At 61.6% G+C, this 18,889-nt stretch carries 16 protein-coding genes; 9 read left to right on the forward strand and 7 right to left on the reverse strand.

Annotated elements, in window-relative coordinates; translation table 11 throughout:
• Positions 1-148: 148 nt before the first annotated feature.
• The 7 genes from lexA (at position 149) to PMI37_RS23930 (ending at position 7,886) form a co-directional block, all read left to right on the forward strand.
• Positions 149-766 carry a transcriptional repressor LexA gene (lexA, locus tag PMI37_RS23900; RefSeq protein ID WP_008085871.1) on the forward strand — a complete coding sequence of 206 codons (618 nt, stop codon included), beginning with the start codon at positions 149-151 and terminating at the stop codon, positions 764-766.
• The gene (gene imuA, locus PMI37_RS23905; RefSeq protein WP_008085873.1) at positions 766-1,383 is read left to right on the forward strand and encodes a translesion DNA synthesis-associated protein ImuA; all 618 of its coding nucleotides are present in this window, start codon (positions 766-768) and stop codon (positions 1,381-1,383) included. The genes lexA and imuA overlap by 1 nt, the downstream gene beginning before the upstream one ends.
• A gap of 7 nt (positions 1,384-1,390) precedes the next feature.
• On the forward strand, positions 1,391-2,806 hold the full coding sequence (locus PMI37_RS23910) for a Y-family DNA polymerase (RefSeq protein ID WP_008085875.1): 1,416 nt from the start codon (positions 1,391-1,393) through the stop codon (positions 2,804-2,806).
• Positions 2,782-5,880 (forward strand): error-prone DNA polymerase, encoded by a 3,099-nt coding sequence (locus tag PMI37_RS23915; protein WP_202949191.1) that lies wholly within the window; start codon positions 2,782-2,784, stop codon positions 5,878-5,880. The genes PMI37_RS23910 and PMI37_RS23915 overlap by 25 nt, the downstream gene beginning before the upstream one ends.
• Positions 5,881-6,142: 262 nt before the next feature.
• The gene (locus PMI37_RS23920; protein WP_162130787.1) at positions 6,143-6,829 is read left to right on the forward strand and encodes a CsgG/HfaB family protein; all 687 of its coding nucleotides are present in this window, start codon (positions 6,143-6,145) and stop codon (positions 6,827-6,829) included.
• Between the two features lie 32 nt (positions 6,830-6,861).
• The gene (locus PMI37_RS23925; RefSeq protein ID WP_008085881.1) at positions 6,862-7,230 is read left to right on the forward strand and encodes a DUF4810 domain-containing protein; all 369 of its coding nucleotides are present in this window, start codon (positions 6,862-6,864) and stop codon (positions 7,228-7,230) included.
• On the forward strand, positions 7,227-7,886 hold the full coding sequence (locus tag PMI37_RS23930) for a DUF799 domain-containing protein (RefSeq protein WP_008085883.1): 660 nt from the start codon (positions 7,227-7,229) through the stop codon (positions 7,884-7,886). The genes PMI37_RS23925 and PMI37_RS23930 overlap by 4 nt, the downstream gene beginning before the upstream one ends.
• 194 nt (positions 7,887-8,080) lie before the next feature.
• Here PMI37_RS23930 and PMI37_RS23935 read toward each other — a convergent pair whose 3' ends face one another.
• The 7 genes from PMI37_RS23935 to PMI37_RS23965 form a co-directional block, all read right to left on the reverse strand.
• Entirely contained in the window at positions 8,081-8,743 is a 663-nt protein-coding gene (locus tag PMI37_RS23935; RefSeq protein ID WP_008085884.1) for a flavin reductase family protein, read from the reverse strand.
• A gap of 11 nt (positions 8,744-8,754) precedes the next feature.
• Positions 8,755-10,242 carry an amidohydrolase family protein gene (locus tag PMI37_RS23940; RefSeq protein WP_008085886.1) on the reverse strand — a complete coding sequence of 496 codons (1,488 nt, stop codon included), beginning with the start codon at positions 10,240-10,242 and terminating at the stop codon, positions 8,755-8,757.
• Positions 10,239-11,435, reverse strand: a complete 1,197-nt coding sequence (locus PMI37_RS23945; protein WP_008085887.1) for an amidohydrolase family protein — start codon at positions 11,433-11,435, stop codon at positions 10,239-10,241. Before PMI37_RS23945 ends, PMI37_RS23940 begins: the two co-directional genes overlap by 4 nt.
• 156 nt (positions 11,436-11,591) lie before the next feature.
• Entirely contained in the window at positions 11,592-12,644 is a 1,053-nt protein-coding gene (locus PMI37_RS23950; RefSeq protein ID WP_008085889.1) for an extracellular solute-binding protein, read from the reverse strand.
• Positions 12,645-12,659: 15 nt separating this feature from the next.
• Positions 12,660-13,448 carry an ABC transporter permease gene (locus PMI37_RS23955; RefSeq protein WP_008085891.1) on the reverse strand — a complete coding sequence of 263 codons (789 nt, stop codon included), beginning with the start codon at positions 13,446-13,448 and terminating at the stop codon, positions 12,660-12,662.
• Positions 13,445-14,362, reverse strand: coding sequence for an ABC transporter permease (locus tag PMI37_RS23960; protein ID WP_008085893.1), 918 nt, complete (start codon positions 14,360-14,362; stop codon positions 13,445-13,447). Before PMI37_RS23960 ends, PMI37_RS23955 begins: the two co-directional genes overlap by 4 nt.
• A gap of 1 nt (position 14,363) precedes the next feature.
• Positions 14,364-15,449, reverse strand: a complete 1,086-nt coding sequence (locus tag PMI37_RS23965; protein ID WP_008085894.1) for an ABC transporter ATP-binding protein — start codon at positions 15,447-15,449, stop codon at positions 14,364-14,366.
• A gap of 140 nt (positions 15,450-15,589) precedes the next feature.
• Between PMI37_RS23965 and PMI37_RS23970 the strand changes: the two genes are divergently transcribed.
• Positions 15,590-16,279: a GntR family transcriptional regulator gene (locus PMI37_RS23970; RefSeq protein WP_008085895.1), complete on the forward strand. Its 690-nt coding sequence runs from the start codon at positions 15,590-15,592 to the stop codon at positions 16,277-16,279.
• 134 nt (positions 16,280-16,413) lie between these two features.
• Positions 16,414-18,525 carry a hybrid sensor histidine kinase/response regulator gene (locus PMI37_RS23975; protein WP_008085896.1) on the forward strand — a complete coding sequence of 704 codons (2,112 nt, stop codon included), beginning with the start codon at positions 16,414-16,416 and terminating at the stop codon, positions 18,523-18,525.
• Positions 18,526-18,889 lie beyond the last annotated feature (364 nt).

Below are 18,889 nucleotides of genomic sequence, written 5' to 3' on the forward strand. Positions count from 1 at the left end.
GACGCGGAGCGTCACGGGCTGCATTCCCACGCAGAGCGTGGGAACGATCAAAACAAGATCAAAAGATCGCAGCCTGCGGCAGCTCCTACATGGATTTACGGGGATCCGGACTGGCGGCGCTTGTCAGGAAAAAGCCAAAAGAGTACAAATGTACTCCATGACAAACCTCACTCCCCGCCGTACCGCCATCCTGACCTTCATCCGCGATCGCATCGCCGAACACGGTCAGCCCCCAAGCCTCGCTGAAATCAGCGAGGCTTTTGGTTTTGCCTCGCGCAGCGTGGCGCGCAAGCATGTGCTCGCGCTCACTGAAGCCGGGTTCATCGAGGTCAATCCGAATCAGGCCCGGGGCATTCGTTTGCTCGGGCAACCGCCGCGTCCGGAGCTGCTCGACATCCCCGTGCTTGGCCGCGTCGCTGCCGGTGCGCCGATTGGCGCCGATGCCGACGTCCATAGCCGCTTGCTGCTCGACCCGGCGCTGTTCTCGCGCACGCCCGATTACATGCTGCGGGTGCAGGGCGATTCGATGATCGAGGACGGCATTCTCGACGGTGATCTGGTCGGCGTGCGGCGCAATCCCGAGGCGCTCAACGGCCAGATCGTCGTGGCGCGGCTCGACGGTGAAGTCACCATCAAACGCTTCGAACGGCTCGGCGATGAAGTGCGGCTGTTGCCGCGCAACCCGGCGTACCAGCCGATTGTCGTGCGCGACGATCAGGATCTGGCGATCGAAGGGGTGTTCTGCGGTCTGGTGAGGCAAGGCTGATGGGCGCCGTCGTTGCGTTGGATACGCTGTTCAATGGCGGCCAGGTCTGGAAGGGCCGGCCTGCGCCACCGGCCGCCAGCCCGCAACCGACCGGGCATGCGGCGCTGGACGCGGCACTGCCCAGCGGTGGCTGGCCAGAAGCGGCGCTGAGCGAAATCCTCCTGGCCGGCCCCGGTGTTGGTGAGTTGCAACTGGTCTGGCCGACGCTGGCGCGGTTGTCGGCGGCGGGCGAGCGCATCGTGCTGGTGGCGCCGCCGTTCGTGCCATACCCGCAAGCGTGGGAGAGCGCCGGGGTCGACCTGCGTCAGCTGTCGGTGATTCAGGCCAGTGAGCGCGATGCCTTGTGGGCAGCCGAACAGTGCTTGCGCTCGGGCAGTTGCGGCGCGGTGCTGTGCTGGCCGCACAAGGCCGATGACCGTGCGTTGCGGCGTTTGCAGGTGGCGGCGGAAACCGGTCAGACCCTGGCGTTTGCCTGGCGACCGTTGAGCGAAGCGGTGAATCCGTCACCGGCGGCGTTGCGCATCGCCATCGACGCCAAACCCGCACAGTTGCGCGTGCTCAAGTGCCGTGGCGGCTTGGCGCGTACGGCGCCAATTGCCTTTGCCGTGGGTCACTGAGGTCGCCATGCGCTGGGTCTGTATTGTTTTTCCGCAATTGGCGCTGGACGCGGTGTTGCGCCAACGTCCCGACCCCGATGAGCCGTTGGTGCTGCTCAGCGGCCCGGCCCAACGTCGGGTGCTGCAAGCGGTCAACCCGGCAGCGCGCAAACTCGGTTTGCGCGCTGGCCAGTCGATGACCGCTGCGCAGGCGATGAGCAAAGGCTTTGCCACCGCCGATTACGAAGCGGCCGAGGTCGAACACTGGCAGCAGTTCCTCGCCGCGTGGGCTTACGGCTTCAGCGCGCAGGTCAGCGTGCATTACCCGCGCGCCGTGGTGTTCGAGATCGAGTCGAGCCTGGGCCTGTTCGGTTCCTGGGCCCAGTTCGAAGCGCGGCTGCGCAAGGAACTGACCGAACTGGGCTTTCGCCATCGCATCGTTGCCGCACCGAATCCGGTGGCGGCGCGGGTGCTGGCCAATGCTTATGACGGCTTGGTGGTGCCGGACGGCGAGGCTTTGCAGCATCACCTCGGCCAATTGCCTGTCGACCGCGTCGGCCTGGAACCGGCCGTGGCCACGGCGTTGTCGCGCATGGGCCTGCGCAACCTCAATCAGGTGCAGAGCCTGCCGCGTCAGGCGCTGGCCCGGCGTTTCGAGGCGCAGATGCTCAAACACCTCGACACCTTGTTCGGTGCGCGGCCATTGGCGCTGGAGTTCTACTTGCCGCCGGATCGTTTTGATGTGCGCATCGAACTGAATTTCGACGTGCAATCGCATCAGGCCTTGCTGTTCCCGTTACGGCGTTTGACCGGTGACCTGTCGGCGTTCCTCTGCGGGCGTGACAGCGGCGTGCAGCGTTTCGACCTGCATCTGGAACACGCCGGGTTGCCGGACACGCTGATCAAAGTCGGCCTGCTCAGCGCCGAACGTGATCCGGCGATGCTCTTCGAATTGGCGCGCGGACGGCTGGAACAAGTGCAGGTCGAGGCGCCGGTGCGTGGCTTTCGTCTGCGTGCCGAGGACCTGCCGAGTTTCGTCCCGCAGTTTCAGGAGCTGTTCGATGACCGTCCGCAGCAGACGTTGCCGTGGGAGCAATTGCGCGAACGCCTGCGCGCGCGGTTGGGCGATGACGCGGTGCAGGGGCTGCGCTTCCAGGCCGATCACCGCCCCGAGTGTGCTTGGCAGCACGGCGTCGATAAACAACGCTGCAGCGGCTTGCCGAGCGTGCACCGTCCCGGCTGGTTGCTCGGTGAGCCGCAGAGTGTGGCAGAAGGTTCGGCGCGGATTCTCATGGGCCCGGAACGCATCGAATCGGGCTGGTGGGACGGTGACGATGTGCGCCGCGATTACTACCTGATCCAGAACCGTGCCGGTCAGCAGGGCTGGGCTTATCGGGCGGTGGGTGAGGGCGGTCCGCTGTGGCTGCAGGGCTGGTTTGCATGAGCGAGGGTTATGCCGAACTGCACTGCCTGTCGAACTTCAGTTTCCAGCGCGGTGCGTCCAGTGCCCTTGAGCTGTTTCAGCGGGCAAAAAAACACGGTTATCAAGCGCTGGCAATCACCGATGAATGCACGCTGGCCGGGATTGTGCGGGCGTGGCAAGCGGCGAAGTCGGTGGAGCTGCCGCTGATCATCGGCAGCGAAATTCGCATCGAAAACGGCCCGAAACTGGTGCTGCTGGTGGAGAACCTGGCGGGCTATCAGGCACTGTGCGGCTTGATCACCCGTGCCCGCCGGCGCACGCAAAAGGGCCAGTATCAGGTGCTGCGCGAGGATTTTGACGAACCCTTGTCGGGCCTGCTGGTGTTGTGGGTGCCGGACTCGCTCGATGCAGTGGAAGAGGGCCGCTGGTTGCAGCAGACCTTCGGCGAGCGTTTGTGGCTGGCGGTGCAGTTGCATTGCGGACAGAACGATCAGCAGCGTCTGGCAGCGCTGTTGAGTCTGGCCGCCGAGTTGCAGATTCCGGCGGTGGCCAGCGGTGATGTACACATGCACGCCCGTGGCCGTCGCGCTTTGCAGGACACCATGACGGCGATCCGTCATCACGTGCCGGTGGCCGAGGCCGGGTTGCGTTTGCACCCCAATGGCGAGCGGCATTTACGGACTCTCGAGGTGCTACACGAGTTGTATCCGCCGGCCTTGCTGGATGCCTCGGTGGATCTGGCCCGGCGTTGCACGTTCGATCTCGGCGAATTGCGTTATCAATATCCCAAGGAGTTGGTGCCCGAGGGGCACAGCGCCAGTTCCTGGCTGCGTCAACTGACCGAAGAAGGCATCGCCTGGCGCTGGCCCAAAGGCCCGCAAGCGAAAGTGCTCAAGCAGATCGACGATGAGCTGCAACTGATCGCCGAACTCGGCTACGAAAGCTACTTCCTCACCGTACACGACGTGGTGCGCTTCGCCCGTGAGCAAAACATCCTCTGTCAGGGCCGTGGTTCGGCGGCCAACTCGGCGGTGTGTTTCGCCTTGGGCATCACCGAAATCGATCCGGATCGCACCACGCTGCTGTTTGAGCGTTTCATGTCCAAGGAGCGTAACGAGCCACCAGACATTGACGTCGACTTCGAGCACGAACGCCGCGAAGAAGTCCTGCAATACGTGTTTCGCCGTTACGGCCGCCAGCGCGCGGCGTTGACCGCTGTGGTCAGTACTTACCACGCCGCCGGTGCGGTACGTGATGTGGCCAAGGCCCTGGGCCTGCCGCCGGATCAGATCAACGCATTGGCCGATTGCTGTGGCCACTGGAGCGATGAAACGCCGCCGCTGGAACGCTTGCTTGAGGGTGGCTTCGACCCGCAGAGCCCGGTGCTGCGCCGAGTGCTGAGCCTGACCGGGCAACTGATCGGCTTCCCCCGGCACCTGTCGCAACACCCCGGCGGCTTCGTGATTTCCGAGCAACCGCTGGACACCCTGGTGCCGGTCGAGAATGCGGCGATGGCTGATCGCACGATCATTCAATGGGACAAGGACGACCTCGACGCGGTCGGCCTGCTCAAGGTGGATATTCTTGCCCTCGGCATGCTCAGTGCGATCCGCCGTTGCTTCGACCTGCTGCGTCGCCATCGCGATCTCGATCTGAGCCTGGCGACGATCCCGGCCGAAGACAAACCGACCTACGAGATGATCAGCCGCGCCGACACCATTGGCGTGTTCCAGATCGAGTCGCGGGCGCAGATGTCGATGCTGCCGCGCCTGAAACCAGCGAAGTTCTATGACCTGGTGATTGAGGTGGCCATCGTCCGGCCGGGGCCGATTCAGGGCGGGATGGTCCATCCGTACCTGCGCCGGCGCAATAAAGAAGAAAAAGAAACCTATCCGTCGCCAGAACTCAAGGTCGTTCTGGAAAGAACCCTGGGCGTGCCGCTGTTTCAGGAACAGGTGATGCAGATTGCCATCGTCGCCGCCGATTACAGCCCCGGCGAGGCCGATCAGTTGCGCCGCTCGATGGCCGCATGGAAACGCCACGGCGGGCTCGAACCGCACAAGGAGCGCCTGGCTGCCGGGATGAAAAAGAACGGCTACACGCCTGAGTTCGCCGCGCAGATTTTCGAGCAGATCAAAGGTTTCGGCAGCTACGGTTTTCCCGAATCCCACGCCGCCAGTTTTGCTTTGCTGACCTATGCCAGTTGCTGGCTCAAGTGCCACGAGCCGGCGGCGTTTGCCTGTGCGCTGATCAACAGCTGGCCGATGGGTTTCTACAGCCCCGATCAGATTTTGCAGGACGCACGCCGGCATCATTTGCAGATTCGCCCGGTGGACGTGCGCGCCAGTGACTGGGATTGCAGCCTGGAAACCACCACGGCGGCGCAACCGGCGATCCGCATGGGCCTGCGGATGATCAAGGGCTTTCGCGAGGACGATGCCCGGCGTATCGAGGCGGCGCGGGCGGGCGGGGCGTTTGCCGATGTCGCCGATTTGGGTGAACGGGCCGCACTCGACAGTCGGGCGCAGGCGTTGCTGGCCGATTCCGGGGCGTTGCGCGGTCTGGCCGGGCACCGGCATCGGGCGCGCTGGGAGGTGACGGGGGTGCAGAAACAACTTGGCTTATTTGCCGGGTTGCCGAGCCAGGAAGAGCCTGATGTAGTGCTGCCCAAGCCGAGTGTCGGTGAGGATCTGCACGCGGATTACACGACGATTGGCACCACGCTGGGCCCGCATCCACTGGCGCTGTTGCGCGGTGAATTGAAGGCGCGACGCTGCCGCAGTTCGCAGGAATTGCTCGACGTTGAACACGGCCGGCCGGTGAGCGTTGCCGGGCTGGTTACCGGGCGACAACGTCCGGGCACCGCCAGTGGCGTGACCTTCGTGACCCTGGAAGACGAGTTCGGCAACGTCAATGTGGTGGTCTGGCGCGATCTGGCCGAGCGTCAACGCCAGGTCTTGGTCGGCTCGCAACTGCTCAAGGTCGACGGCCGCTGGGAACGCGAAGGCGAAGTACGCCACCTGATCGCCGGACGCCTGAGCGACCTCAGCCCGCTGCTCAACGGCATCCGCGTGCAGAGCCGCGATTTCCACTGATAAAACGCCGATCTGATCGTTCCCACGCTCTGCGTGGTAACGCCTCCCGTGACGCTCCGCGTCACAGCGGACGCGGAGCGTCCGTGGCGGCATTCCCACGCAGAGCGTAGGAACGATCAAGTCCGGAACAGCCAATTCACTGGCGTCAAAAAAACCTGTTAGTAGTGATGGCACTTTGTCATAATGCCGGCCCTTTTCCGCTCCCCACCACGTTTGTCGTGCCGGGATACCCCCTGTTTTTCAAAAGGAATACTCAGTGAGAATGATCTCCCGGATGTTGGTTTCAGGCGTTGCGATTGCTGTGCTCGGCACGTTGGCCAGCACGCTCGCCGGCTGCGCCACCGAAAGCTCCCGCGCGTTGCCGGTGGCCAAGGTTGAAAGCGCTACTCAAGTCTGGACCGGCGTTCGTGTGCCAATGGCCGTGGGCAAGTTCGACAACCGCTCCAGCTATATGCGCGGCATTTTCTCCGACGGCGTCGACCGTCTCGGCGGTCAGGCCAAGACCATCCTCATCACCCACCTGCAGCAGACCAACCGCTTCAGCGTGCTGGATCGCGACAACATGGGCGAAATCCAGCAGGAAGCGGCGATCCAGGGCCAGGCCCAGCGCTTGAAAGGTGCTGATTACGTGGTCACCGGTGACGTTACCGAGTTCGGCCGCAAAGAGATTGGCGATCACCAGTTGTTCGGCATTCTCGGCCGTGGCAAGACCCAGATCGCTTACGCCAAGGTCAACTTGAACATCGTTAACATCAGCACTTCCGAAGTGGTTTATTCGACGCAAGGCGCTGGCGAGTACGCCTTGTCCAACCGCGAAATCGTCGGCTTCGGCGGCACCGCTGCGTACGACTCCACCCTCAACGGCAAAGTACTGGATCTGGCCATGCGCGAGGCGATCAATCGTCTGGTCGATGGCATGAACGCCGGTGCCTGGAAGCCGGGCAACTGATCGACGCCCATTCATTGCAAGGAGCAACACCCATGAATTTGACGTTGTCGCGCTCGCTGATGGCGCTGACGCTGGCCGCCAGTGCCCTGCTGGCCGGTTGTGCCGGCCCGAAAACCCTGTACCAGTGGGAAGACTACCAACCGCAGGTCTACGAATACTTCAAGGGCGAAGAGCCCAAGGAAGCACAGGCTGAAGTGCTCGAACGTGATCTGCAAAAGATCCGCTCCACCGGCAAAGCCGTGCCGCCGGGTTACCACGCGCACCTTGGCTTGCTCTATCTGAGCATGGGCAAGGACGATCAAATGGTGCAGCAGTTCCGCACCGAGAAAGCGCTGTTCCCCGAGTCCGGCCCGTACATGGATTTTCTGCTTAAAAACGCCAAGACCGGAGACGCCCAATGATCTCGCGTACGCTGAAATTATTGGCCGCCGGTTTGGCCCTGACCGTACTCGGTGGCTGCGTTGCGCCCAAGTCCGTGGATTACTCGGCCTACAAACAGGCGCGGCCGAAGACCATTCTGGTGTTGCCGCCGCTGAACACCTCGCCGGATGTGAAGGCCTCGTACAGCCTGTTGTCGCAAGTGACGTTCCCGCTGGCCGAGGCCGGTTACTACGTGTTGCCGATCGCGCTGGTGGACGAAACTTTCCGCCAGAACGGCCTGACCACCCCGGACGACATCCATCAGGCACCGCCGAACAAACTGCAGGAAATCTTCGGTGCGGACGCGGCGCTGTACATCACCGTGACCGAATACGGCACGCGTTACATGGTGATCAGCAGTGAAACGGCAGTGACCGCGACAGCCAAACTGGTCGACCTGAAAAGCGGCACCACGCTGTGGACCGGTTCGGCGCGGGCGTCGAGCGAAGAGGGCGGCAATAACGGTGGTGGCGGTCTGATCGGCATGCTGATCACCGCGGCGGTGAAGCAGATCATCAACAGCTCCACCGATGCCGGTTACCCGATTGCCGGCGTGGCGAGCAATCGCCTGCTCTCGGCGGGGCATCCGGCGGGCCTGCTGTACGGGCCGCGTTCGCCGAAATACGGCACTGACTGAAAAATCAAAAGATCGCAGCCTTCGGCAGCTCCTACAGGGGGAATGCATTGATCTTTCCCATGCTCTGCGTGGGAACGCATCCCGTGACGCTCCGCGTCACAGTGGACGCAGAGCGTCCATGGCGGCATTCCCACGCGGAGCGTGGGAATGATCAGTAGGAGCTGCCGCAGGCTGCGATCTTTTGCTGTTGGCGCTTATTTGCCAGCGGGCCAAAACCGTTCGCCACCGCCCGGCGCTTCCGTCCACGCCTGCAACGAGCGGGTCGGCAAATCGAAGTAATCGCGGGTGCGCGCGTAACCATGGCCGCCCATCCGGCCAATCGCATCCAGCCCCAATTGATCGATGTACAAGGTTTTCGGGTCGATCAACTCATCGCGCACATGCGCCATCAACACCTCGCCAAAAATGATCTCCCGCGACTGGCCGATGTTCAGTGCCATCATCCGCCGGCACTCCAGCGCCACCGGGGCTTCGCCGATGCGTGGGCATTTCACCGTGGTGCCGGCAATCGCCGTCAGCCCTGCAGCGGTCAGCTCATCGAAGCCCGGCGCGAACGGCACAGCGCAGACATTCATGGCTTCCACCAGTGCATCGCTGACGATGTTCACGGTGAATTCCTGATTGAGCTGGATATTGCGCGTGGTGTCTTTCGGGCTCTGGTCGCCGTAATTCTCTACGCCCAACGCGAGGATCGGTGGGTCCGCCGACAGCGCATTAAAGAAACTGAACGGCGCGGCATTGATCCGGCCCTCGCCATCAATGGTGGTTACCAGCGCAATCGGCCGGGGCACGACGCTGCCGATCAGGATCTTGTATTTTTCCCGTGGGCTGAGTTGGCTGAAATCAAAACTGTGCATGGCAAAAACCTCTAGGAAAGTGGATCGATGGCGCTCAATGGTGCGTCGGCGCTGTAGTCATCGGCGAACGGAATGGCCGGCTGGAACAGGGTTTTCCAGTCCGGTCGGGCAAACGCCCGCTCGCTGTGGTTGCGCATCAGTTTTTCGTATTGGCGTTGCGCCTGGCGTTGCAGGGCGGGGTAGTCGACGCCGCTGACCTGACCGTCGTGCATCACGCAACGACCGTCGATGTAGCTGGCGATGCAATCTTCGCCGCGTCCGGCCAACAGCAGGTTTTTCAAAGGGTCGAACAACGGCCCCAAATGCAGGCCGCGCAGGCTGAACACGGTGATGTCGGCTTTAGCGCCGGGGGCCAGACGCCCGAGGTCATCGCGCCCCAGCGCCCGCGCGCCGCCGAGGGTGGCGGCGTTGTACAGATCAAGGCTGCTGGTCAGCGCCGAGCCGCCCTCCATCAACCGCGCGATGTTCAAACCGTGGCGCATGTTTTCCAGCAGATCTGCCGGCCAGGTATCAGTGCCGAGGGCGAAGTTGATGCCTTTGGCCCGGTAGCGACCGAACGAGTTCAACGCCTCGCCATCACGGGCGAACACCAACGGGCAATGCACCAGACTCGCGCCGCCATCAATGACCCGCTGCAAGTCGTCATCGCCCGTGGTGTAAATGCCGTGCGGCAACAGACTGCGCGGCGTGAGCAAGCTCAACTGCTGCAACCAACCGAGCGGCGAGGTGCCGCGCAATTGCTCGACCATCGCCACTTCGCTGAGCGCCTGACAGCAATGCAGGCGCATCGGCGCATTCAGTTCGCGGCTCAGCGCCGAGGTGCGTTGCAGCAGCGCCGGGGTGCAGGTCTGGATGCGATCGGGCAGCAGCGCGCCGCGAATCAAGCCGTCATGGGCGCCGTCAAAATCCTTGAAGAAACGTTCTGCCGCATCAAGGCCGGCCAACCCGCGAGCCTCATCCCAGTGATGGGCCAAGGTGCCGTCGGCCTGCCAATAACTCATGCCACTCATGTAGCAGGGGCCGAGGTAAGTGCGTAAACCGAGTTCACCGGCAACGTCGGCGACGGCGGCAAATTCGTCGTAGGTTTCCGCCCACTCGCGGTAGTACATCGAGGTGATCGGCATCGCCGTGGTGATGCCGTTGCGGATCAACTGGGTGAAGGCATAGCGGTACTTGAAAACCTCTTCTTGCGGGCTATACGTCTCACGCGGGCCGGCGGCCAAATACTCGGCAGACCACATGCGGCCCATGGCGCGCTCGTCGCCGTTGTCCAGCGTCAGCACCGTGGAATCGAGATCGCCCAGCGCATCCAGGTCGATGAAGCCGGGGCCGATCAGCGCATTGCCGTAGTCGATCCACTGATCCACCGGCCCCGCATAACCGCGTCCGACAAACTCGATGCGCGAGCCGCCAAACACCACTCCACCGTCGCGCCACAGCACATGCTGCGTGCCGTCGAAGCCGACCACGCAACTGGCGCGCAGGCCGATGCGTTTCACAGCCGGCTGTCCAGCAAGCGACCGCCACTGGCGATCAAGCAACCCGCGCGATAGACCTGGCGCAACGGCCGCGCAACGACCGCTTCGCCAAGGGTCTCGACCGGCATCAGCAAGAAGTCCGCGCGCTGACCGAGCGCAAAGCCGTAATCCTCAATGCCCAGCGCCCGCGCGCCATTCACCGTGGCCGCGTCAAACGCCGCCGCCAGTTCATCGTCCTTGCCCAGATCAAAGCGAAAAGCCAGCAACATTGCCCGTTCGAGCATGTCGCCATTACCCATCGGCGACCACGCATCACGAATGCCGTCGGAACCCAGGCAAACATTTACACCAGCCTCGCGCAACGCCAAAAACGGTGGCACGGCGGTGTCGGCCGGCGCTGAACTCATCAGCGAAATTCCCAGCGCCGCCAAACGCTCGGCGACCGGTTTGACCTGGCTCCACGGCAACATGCCGAGGCAATAGGCGTGGCTGATCATTACTCGTTTTTGCAGGCCGAAACGCTCGGTGTAATCGGCGATCAGCGCGATCTGCCACAAGCCCAGTTCACCTTTGTCGTGCAGGTGAATATCCACGCCACGACCGAACTCGGCCGCGAGTTTGAAGACGAAATCCAGTTGCGCAATCGGGTCATTGTCGATGCCGCAAGGGTCGAGTCCACCGACGTTTTCCACGCCCAGCGCCATCGCTTCACGCATCAATTCGGCGGTGCCGGGGCGGCTGATCAAACCGGTTTGCGGGAACACCACCAGTTGCAGGTCGATCAGGTCTTTGTAACGTTCGCGCAATTGCTGCATGGCTTCGACGTGGCGCAGGCCGAATTCCGGGTCGATGTCGACGTGGCAGCGCATGGTCAGCGAGCCACGGGCGATGCAGTTTTCCAGCAGCGCGCCGGCGCGTTCGGCGATCGGCGCGGTAACTTCACGGAGGATACGGCGCTCGTTGCTGATGTAGTCCTTGAGCGTCGGCCCGGCGCTGTTTGGGCGCCAGGGTTGGCCGTAGAGGGTTTTGTCGAGGTGGACGTGGCTTTCGACCAAAGCGCTGGTGAGCAATTGGTTGTGGCCATCGATGTCGGTGGCGCCAAGCGGTGCATTGTTGGCCGGGCGGCGTTGAGCGAACCGGCCGTTTTCGATCAGCAGGTCTTCGGCGGCGGCACCGTAGGGGCGCACGTTGCGTAGCCAGTGTGGCTGGGTCATTTCTTTACCTCTAGTTCAATGGTGTCTGGGCGGGCCTCATCGCTGGCAAGCCAGCTCCCACAGGTGTCGAGGTGTGCCCACTTTCTGTGTGCGACACAGATCCCTGTGGGAGCTGGCTTGCCAGCGATGGTCGCCCCTCGATTTCAGATCAGGTGATCAACCCTTGAGCTTCGACCAGATCCGATCCTGCAGCTCCCGAGCCTTGTTGCTGCATTCCTTCTCCGGGCGCAAACGCGAGGCGTATTCCTCCGGCATGTTGATCGCGTCCATCACCTTCCACTTCGGATCAAGCAACGAATCGCTTTGAATCCCGTTGGCGTAAGCAATGGCGTTCGACACGGCGGCGGCGTTCTCCGGCTTCATCATCCAGTCGATAAAGATCTTCGCGTTACCCGGGTGTGGCGCGCTTTTCGGCACGGCGAAGTTGTCCTGGAACATCGCCACGCCTTCACGCGGATAGACGTACTTGATCGTGCTCTTCTGCAAGGTCGCCCGCGCGGTCGAGCCGTTCCAGTTCTGCATCATGATCACCTCGCCCGAGGCCATGCGGTCGACGGTGTTGTCGGAGCTGTACATCTTCAAAAACGGCTTCTGCTTTTGCAGCAGTTCCAGAATGCGCTTGGCGTCCTGCGGGTTTTCGCTGCACTCATCAACGTTCAGATAATGGCTGGCGGCGTTGATGACGCTGCTCGATGTGTCCAGCGCGGCGAGCTGGCCTTGCAGCTCTTTGCGCGGTTCGAAGAACTCTTTCCACGAGTCATCCAGTTTTCCGCCGGGCACCCGCGCGCTGTCGTAGGAGAAGCCGGTGGTGCCCCACAGATACGGCGCCGAGAACTTGCGCCCCGGGTCGAAACCCGGATCGCGGAACGGCCCCTTCACGTACTGGAAGTTGCTCAGGCTCGGCGCGTCGATTTCCATCAGCAGGTCCTGCTTGATCAGCGTCTGCATGATCGACTGCGACGGCACGATCACGTCATACGCGGCGCCGCCAGCCTGCAATTTGGCGAGCAGGGTTTCGTTGCTGTCGTAACCGTCCATGGTCACCTTGATGCCGGTTTCCTTCTCGAATTTGGCCAACAGATCGACCGGGTAGTAATCGGTCCAGTTGTAGAAAAACAGTTCTTTTGGTTCGGCAGCGTGGGCGCCGAACGCGGCGAAACAACTCAGGGCCAGACCGGATACTGCCAAACGCATGCTTTTGACTTTCATGAGAGTGCTCCAGATTTATTGTTGTTTACCGCGTTGGCCCAGCCAGAAGGCCAGCACCACCAGGACAATCGAAATCACCAGCATCAGCGTCGAGATCGCATTTATTTCCGGCGTCACGCCAGCCTTGATCGCTGAGAAGATGTACACCGGCAACGTTGTCGAACCGGGGCCGGCGACGAAGAAGGTCATGATGAAATCGTCGAGGCTGACCACGAACGCCAGCACCGCACCGGACAACACCGCCGGCCACAGCAACGGCAAGGTCACGCGGCGGAACACCTGCCACGGATTGGCGTAGAGATCGTTCGCCGCTTCCAGCAGGCTCTTGTCCAGATCGTTGAGCCGCGCACGGATCGGCAGATAAGCAAAAGGAATGCAGAAGCCGATGTGCGCGACGATCACCGTGAGCAAACCGAGCTTGATGCCCAGCGCCATGAACAGCAGCAGGGTGGCCACAGCGGTGACGATCTCTGGCAGGATCAGCGGCAGGTTGATCCCGCCCTCGACCATTTTCTGCCCGTAGAACGGCCGGTACGTGGCCAGCGCCGCGAGCAGGGCAATGGCCGTGGCGCAGACCGTGGCAATCGTTGCGACGATGATCGAATTCAGCGCCGCCGTCTGAATCGACGGGTTGGCCAGAATCCGCCCGTACCAGGCAAACGAAAACTCGGTCCACACCGTTGCCGAACGGTTGGCGTTGAAGCTGTAGGCGATCAACACGAAGATTGGCAGGTACAGATAAGCGAGGATCAGCAGGCTGATTTCGCGGGTTGCCGGGAGTTTTTTCAGGTGCAGGGAAATCATGCTTTCGCCCCCCGATTAATAGTCTTCGCCGTGCGACGGCTGTACAGCGCGTAAAGCACCAGCGACACCAGCAGAATCGCCAGCAACAGGAACGACAGCGAACTGCCCAGCGGCCAATTGCGCGCCGTGCCGAACTGTTGCTGGATCAGGTTGCCGATCATCAGCGTCTTGCCGCCGCCGAGAATTGCCGGGGTAATAAAGGCGCCGAGGCTCGGCACAAACACCAGCAACGCGCCGGCAATCACGCCCGGCATCGACAGCGGCAGAATGATCCGGCGCAACGCGTGCCAGCGATTCGCCCCGAGGTCGTAAGCGGCTTCGACCAGACGCCAGTCGAGTTTTTCCAGCGTCGAATAGATCGGCAGAATCATGAACGGCAGGAAGCTGTAGACCAGACCGACACTCACCGCGAAATCGTTGTAGAGCAGGGTGATGCCGCCGGCGCTGGGGAACAGGGCGTTAAGGCTTTGTGCGACCCAGCCGTGTTCGCGCAGGATGATCAGCCACGCGTAGTTGCGGATCAGCAGGTTGGTCCAGAACGGAATGGTGATCAGCAAGACCATCAGGTTACGCCGGCGCGGGGTCAGGCTCGACATCCACAACGCCACAGGAAAACCGAACAGGAAACACAACACGGTGGTGCCACCGGCCTGCAGCACCGAGCGCAGCAACGCTTGGGCATAGACCCAGTTCAGTTCCAGTTCGCCGTCAAAACCTTCCTGGAAAAACAGCTGCACGTAACTTTGCAGTTGCCATGGCGCTTGCCAGTCGACGCCACCGTAGGTGTTGCGCGGCAGCAGGCTGATGTAGCCCATGATCCCCAGCGGAATGGCGATCAGGGCGAGCAGGGTCAACACCACCGGGCTGAGCAACAGCGCGCGGTTGAGGGCAGGGGAAGTGCTGCTGACGCTCATCTCAGGCCTCCATCAACAGGCAGGCGTGCGGCGGCAGGTGCACGGCAACACGTTCGCCGACCGCGCGGCCAGGGTTCAGGCCTTCGTTGTTTTCGCGCAGCATGACTTTGATGTCGTTGTTCAGCCGGCACTGGTACAGCGTCGCGGTGCCGACATAGAGCACGGCCTCGATCACTCCGCGCAGGTGATGCGGTTGGCTGGCATCGACCAGTTGCGAGCGTTCCGGGCGGAATGCCAGTTGCACGCTGCTGCCATTGAAGCCCTGCGGCTGGCAGGCAATCTCGACCGGCATGCCGTTGGGCACGAAGAGTTTTTCGTTGTGTTCACCGTGCTTGAGCTGGCCGGGGAGGAAGTTGATGTCGCCGATGAACTGCGCGACAAAGCGGTGTTTGGGGTGCTCGTAGATATCGGTCGGGGTGCCGATCTGCAGGATCTTGCCGGCCGACATCACGGCGATGCGGTCGGACAGGGTCAGCGCTTCTTCCTGATCGTGGGTGACGAAGATGAAAGTGATCCCGGCTTCTTTCTGCACACGCTTGAGTTCGACCTGCATTTCTTTGCGCAGCTTGAGGTCGAGCGCTGACAGCGGTTCGTCGAGCAGCAGCACTTTCGGTTTCGGCGCCAAGGCCCGGGCCAGAGCCACGCGCTGCTGTTGACCGCCGGAGAGTTCCGCCGGTTTGCGTCCGGCCAGATGCTCCATTTGCACCAGCGCGAGCATTTCGTTGACGCGATCGGCAATCAACTTGCGCTCAAGACCCTGCATCTCGAGGCCGAAGGCGATATTCTGCGCCACACTCATGTGCGGAAACAGCGCGTAACTCTGGAACACCGTGTTGACCCGACGCTTGAATGGCGGCAGGTCATTGACCGGTTCACCGGCCAAACGAATCTCGCCTTCACTGACGTGTTCGAAGCCGGCGATGGTGCGCAGCAGGGTGGTTTTACCGCAGCCCGAGGGGCCTAGCAGAGTAAAGAATTCATTGTCGGCGATGTTCACCGAAACATTGTCGAGGGCCGGCGCGAGGCCTGGATCATCGGAATACCGTTTTGAGACGTTGCGCACTTCAATTGCTATTGGTTGACCCATAATGGTGCAATCATCTATTTATTGTATGCAATATCTGAATGCAATTTAGAAATACCCGGATTAATCTGCGTGTGCAACCCCCTTTTTCCATGGCCGTGCATCGCCAGGGGATGGTTGCCTGACGCCAAAGGAGTGTTCGAATGACCGAGAAGAAACTGGAAACCACGGTCGACCGCGTCTACCAAGGGGTTTACGAGGCGATCAGCAAGCGTTCATTACGCCCGGGGATGAAGCTGGGCGAGGCCTCGCTGGCCGAATTATTTAATGTCAGCCGCACGTCGGTGCGCGCTGCATTGAAGCAGTTGGAGGCCGATGGACTGGTCACTACCGAGCCCAACAAAGGGGCATCGGTGTCGCTGCCGAGCAATGAAGAAATCCGTTCGCTGTTCGAAACCCGCCGGCTGATCGAGATCGGCATCGTCACCGAACTGTGCCGACGCAAGGACAGCGCGGCGATGCAGGACTTGCGTGAACATTTATTGCTGGAAGATGAAGCCCACGCTGCCGGTGACCACGAACGGCTGATTCATCTGCTTGGCGAGTTCCACATCAAACTGGCGCGCAGCCTCAACAACCCGGTGTTGCTCGACTGGTTCCAGAAGCTGATCTCGCGCGCCTCGCTGTATGCCGCTGCACTGGATGACGACAGCCATGAGGTGTGCCGCGATGACGAACACCTGCGCCTGATCGAATACATCGAGGCCGGCAATCAGAGCGCCGCCATCGAGCTGACCTGCATGCATTTGAACGGCATCGAAAAAGCCATTCTCGACGTCGCCGCGAAGATGAAAACTGGCTACCATCCGCTCAAACACCTGATCGGGGTCTAGCCTCCGAACGGCGATGAAATCGGCTATACCTCAAATGAAACCAATACGACTGAAGACGCTCGAAACAGACGGGCGTCGCGTCGTTCTGGCGTTGCGATTTATCGGGCAATCACCACAGGACACCGAGTCAGTCGATGCAGTTTTTATCCGATAGCCACGGTTGTGATGGCTGGCAAGGCGAAATGGCCGAACGCATCCGCGCGTTCGATTGGCGGCACACCGAACTTGGCCCGTTGCATAGCTGGCCGGCGAGCCTGTGCAGCACGGTGCAATTGATGCTGGCCTCGCCGCTGCCGATGGTCATGCTTTGGGGCCGTGCCGGCTACATGATCTACAACGACGCCTACTCGAAATTTGCCGGTGGCCGCCATCCGTATCTGCTCGGTGTGCCGGTAGAGCTGGGCTGGCCGGAAGTCGCCGAATTCAACCGGCATGTGGTCGATACCTGTCTGGCCGGCGGCACCTTGTCGTTCCGCAACAAAGAGCTGGTGCTGTTGCGCGACGGCGTCCCCGAAGATGTCTGGATGGACCTGTATTACAGCCCGGTGGCCAACGATGACGGCGAGCCGGCCGGGGTCATGGCGATGGTGGTCGAGACCACCGAATTCATGCATTCCGAGCGCCTGCGCCAGGCGGCCGAAGATGCCTATCGCGCCGACAATGAACGGGTGCGCCTGGCGCTGAATGCCGGGGCCTTGCTCGGCTCGTTTGTCTGGGACGTGAAGAACAACAGGCTGTCGGCGGACGAACGTTTTGCCCGCACGTTCTCCTATCCACCGAATCAGGACCTGAGCAACCTGGCTCAAGACATCGCCGAGTCGCGCGTCCACCCCGATGATTTCGCCTGGGTGCAGGAACGTGTTGCGCATTCCGTGCAGACCGGCGAGCCGTACAACGCTGAGTATCGGGTCATGCGCAGCGATGGCAGTTACATCTGGGTGCTGGCCAGCGGTGGTTGCGAGTTTGATGAGGACGGCCGGCCGCTGCGTTTCCCCGGGGTGTTGATCGATATTCATGAACGCAAGAATGCTGAAGAATCCCTACTCAAATTCACCCGTAATCTCGAACAGCGTGTCGGCGAAGAGGTCGAGGCGCGCCTGGCGGCTGAAGAACAGTTACGCCAGTCGCAGAAGCTTGAGGCCATCGGCGGTCTGACCGGCGGCGTTGCCCATGACTTCAATAATCTGCTGCAAGTGATCGCCGGCAACCTGCACTTGCTGGCCCGGCACGAGCCCGACAACGCCAACGTGCAGCGCCGCGTCAGTGCTTCGCTGGCAGCAGTGGAACGCGGAGCCAAGCTGTCTTCGCAGTTGCTCGCATTTGCCCGTCGTCAGCCGCTGTCGCCGGCGGTGTGCAATCCGCAGCAGATCTTCGAAGGCGTCGGTGAGTTGCTGCAGCGGGCACTGGGCGAAACCATTCAGATCGATGTGCAACTGCCGCCCGTGCCGTGGCACATCAACGTTGATCGCAATCAGCTGGAAAACGCCATTCTCAATCTGGCGATCAATGCTCGCGATGCCATGAAAGGCGAGGGCACCATTGGTCTCAGCGCTGCCAATGTGCGGCTCGACCGCGAGTTCTGTGCCGGCAAAGGCATCGTCCCCGGCGAGTTTGTAAGGGTGGCGGTCAGCGACAGCGGCGCGGGGATCCCGGCGCACATTCTGGAGCAGGTGTTCGAACCGTTTTTCACCACCAAGGCGGACGGCCAAGGCACCGGGCTGGGTTTGAGCATGGTCTTCGGTTTCGTCAAACAGAGCGGCGGCCATGTCGACATCGACAGTGCGGTGGGCGAAGGCACGCGCGTGCAGTTGTACTTTCCGCGCAGTTTGCGCCCGATCCTTGATGAAGCGCCCAACTTGCAACGACAGCAGAGCGGTGGCCACGAATCGATTCTGGTGGTCGAGGACAACGACGCGGTACGCGCCTCGGCGGTCGAGTTGCTGCGCGAAGAAGGCTATCGCGTATTGACCGCCGGTAACGGCGATGTGGCGATGCAAATGCTGCTGGAAGGCGTCGAGGTCGACCTGATCTTCACCGACGTGGTCATGCCGGGCCTGATCAAAAGCTCCGACCTGTTTGCCTGGGCCAAGGTGCAGACGCCGCCGGTGGCAGTGCTGTTCACCTCCGGGCATACCCGCGACATCATTTCCCGCAATCACCAACTGAGCCCCGATACGCATTTGCTGGGTAAACCGTACAGCCCGGAGGCGATGCTGCAGATGATTCGCGCGGTGCTTAATGCCTGACTGACAGAACCCTGTGTCTACCGGGACTCTGTGGCGCAAGGAAGTTACCTGAGGTGCAAGGAAACTATCCGAGGTCTAAGGAAAGTACCCGAGGGGTAAGGAAATTACCTGAGGTGTAAGGAAATTACCTGAGGTGTAAGGAAACTACCCGAGGTGTAAGGAAACTACCCGAGGTGTAAGGAAATTACTTGTGGCGAGGGGATTTATCCCCGCTGGAGTGCGAAGCGCTCCTCTGCATTTCTTCAGGTATGCCGAGGGGGCAGAATCTACGACTGCTGCGCAGCCGATCGGGGATAAATCCCCTCGCCACAGGAACTCACCTGTCACACAAAACTCACTAGACATAGAGATCTGATCTGGCACC

Source organism: Pseudomonas sp. GM80, assembly GCF_000282515.1.
Taxonomy (GTDB): domain Bacteria; phylum Pseudomonadota; class Gammaproteobacteria; order Pseudomonadales; family Pseudomonadaceae; genus Aquipseudomonas.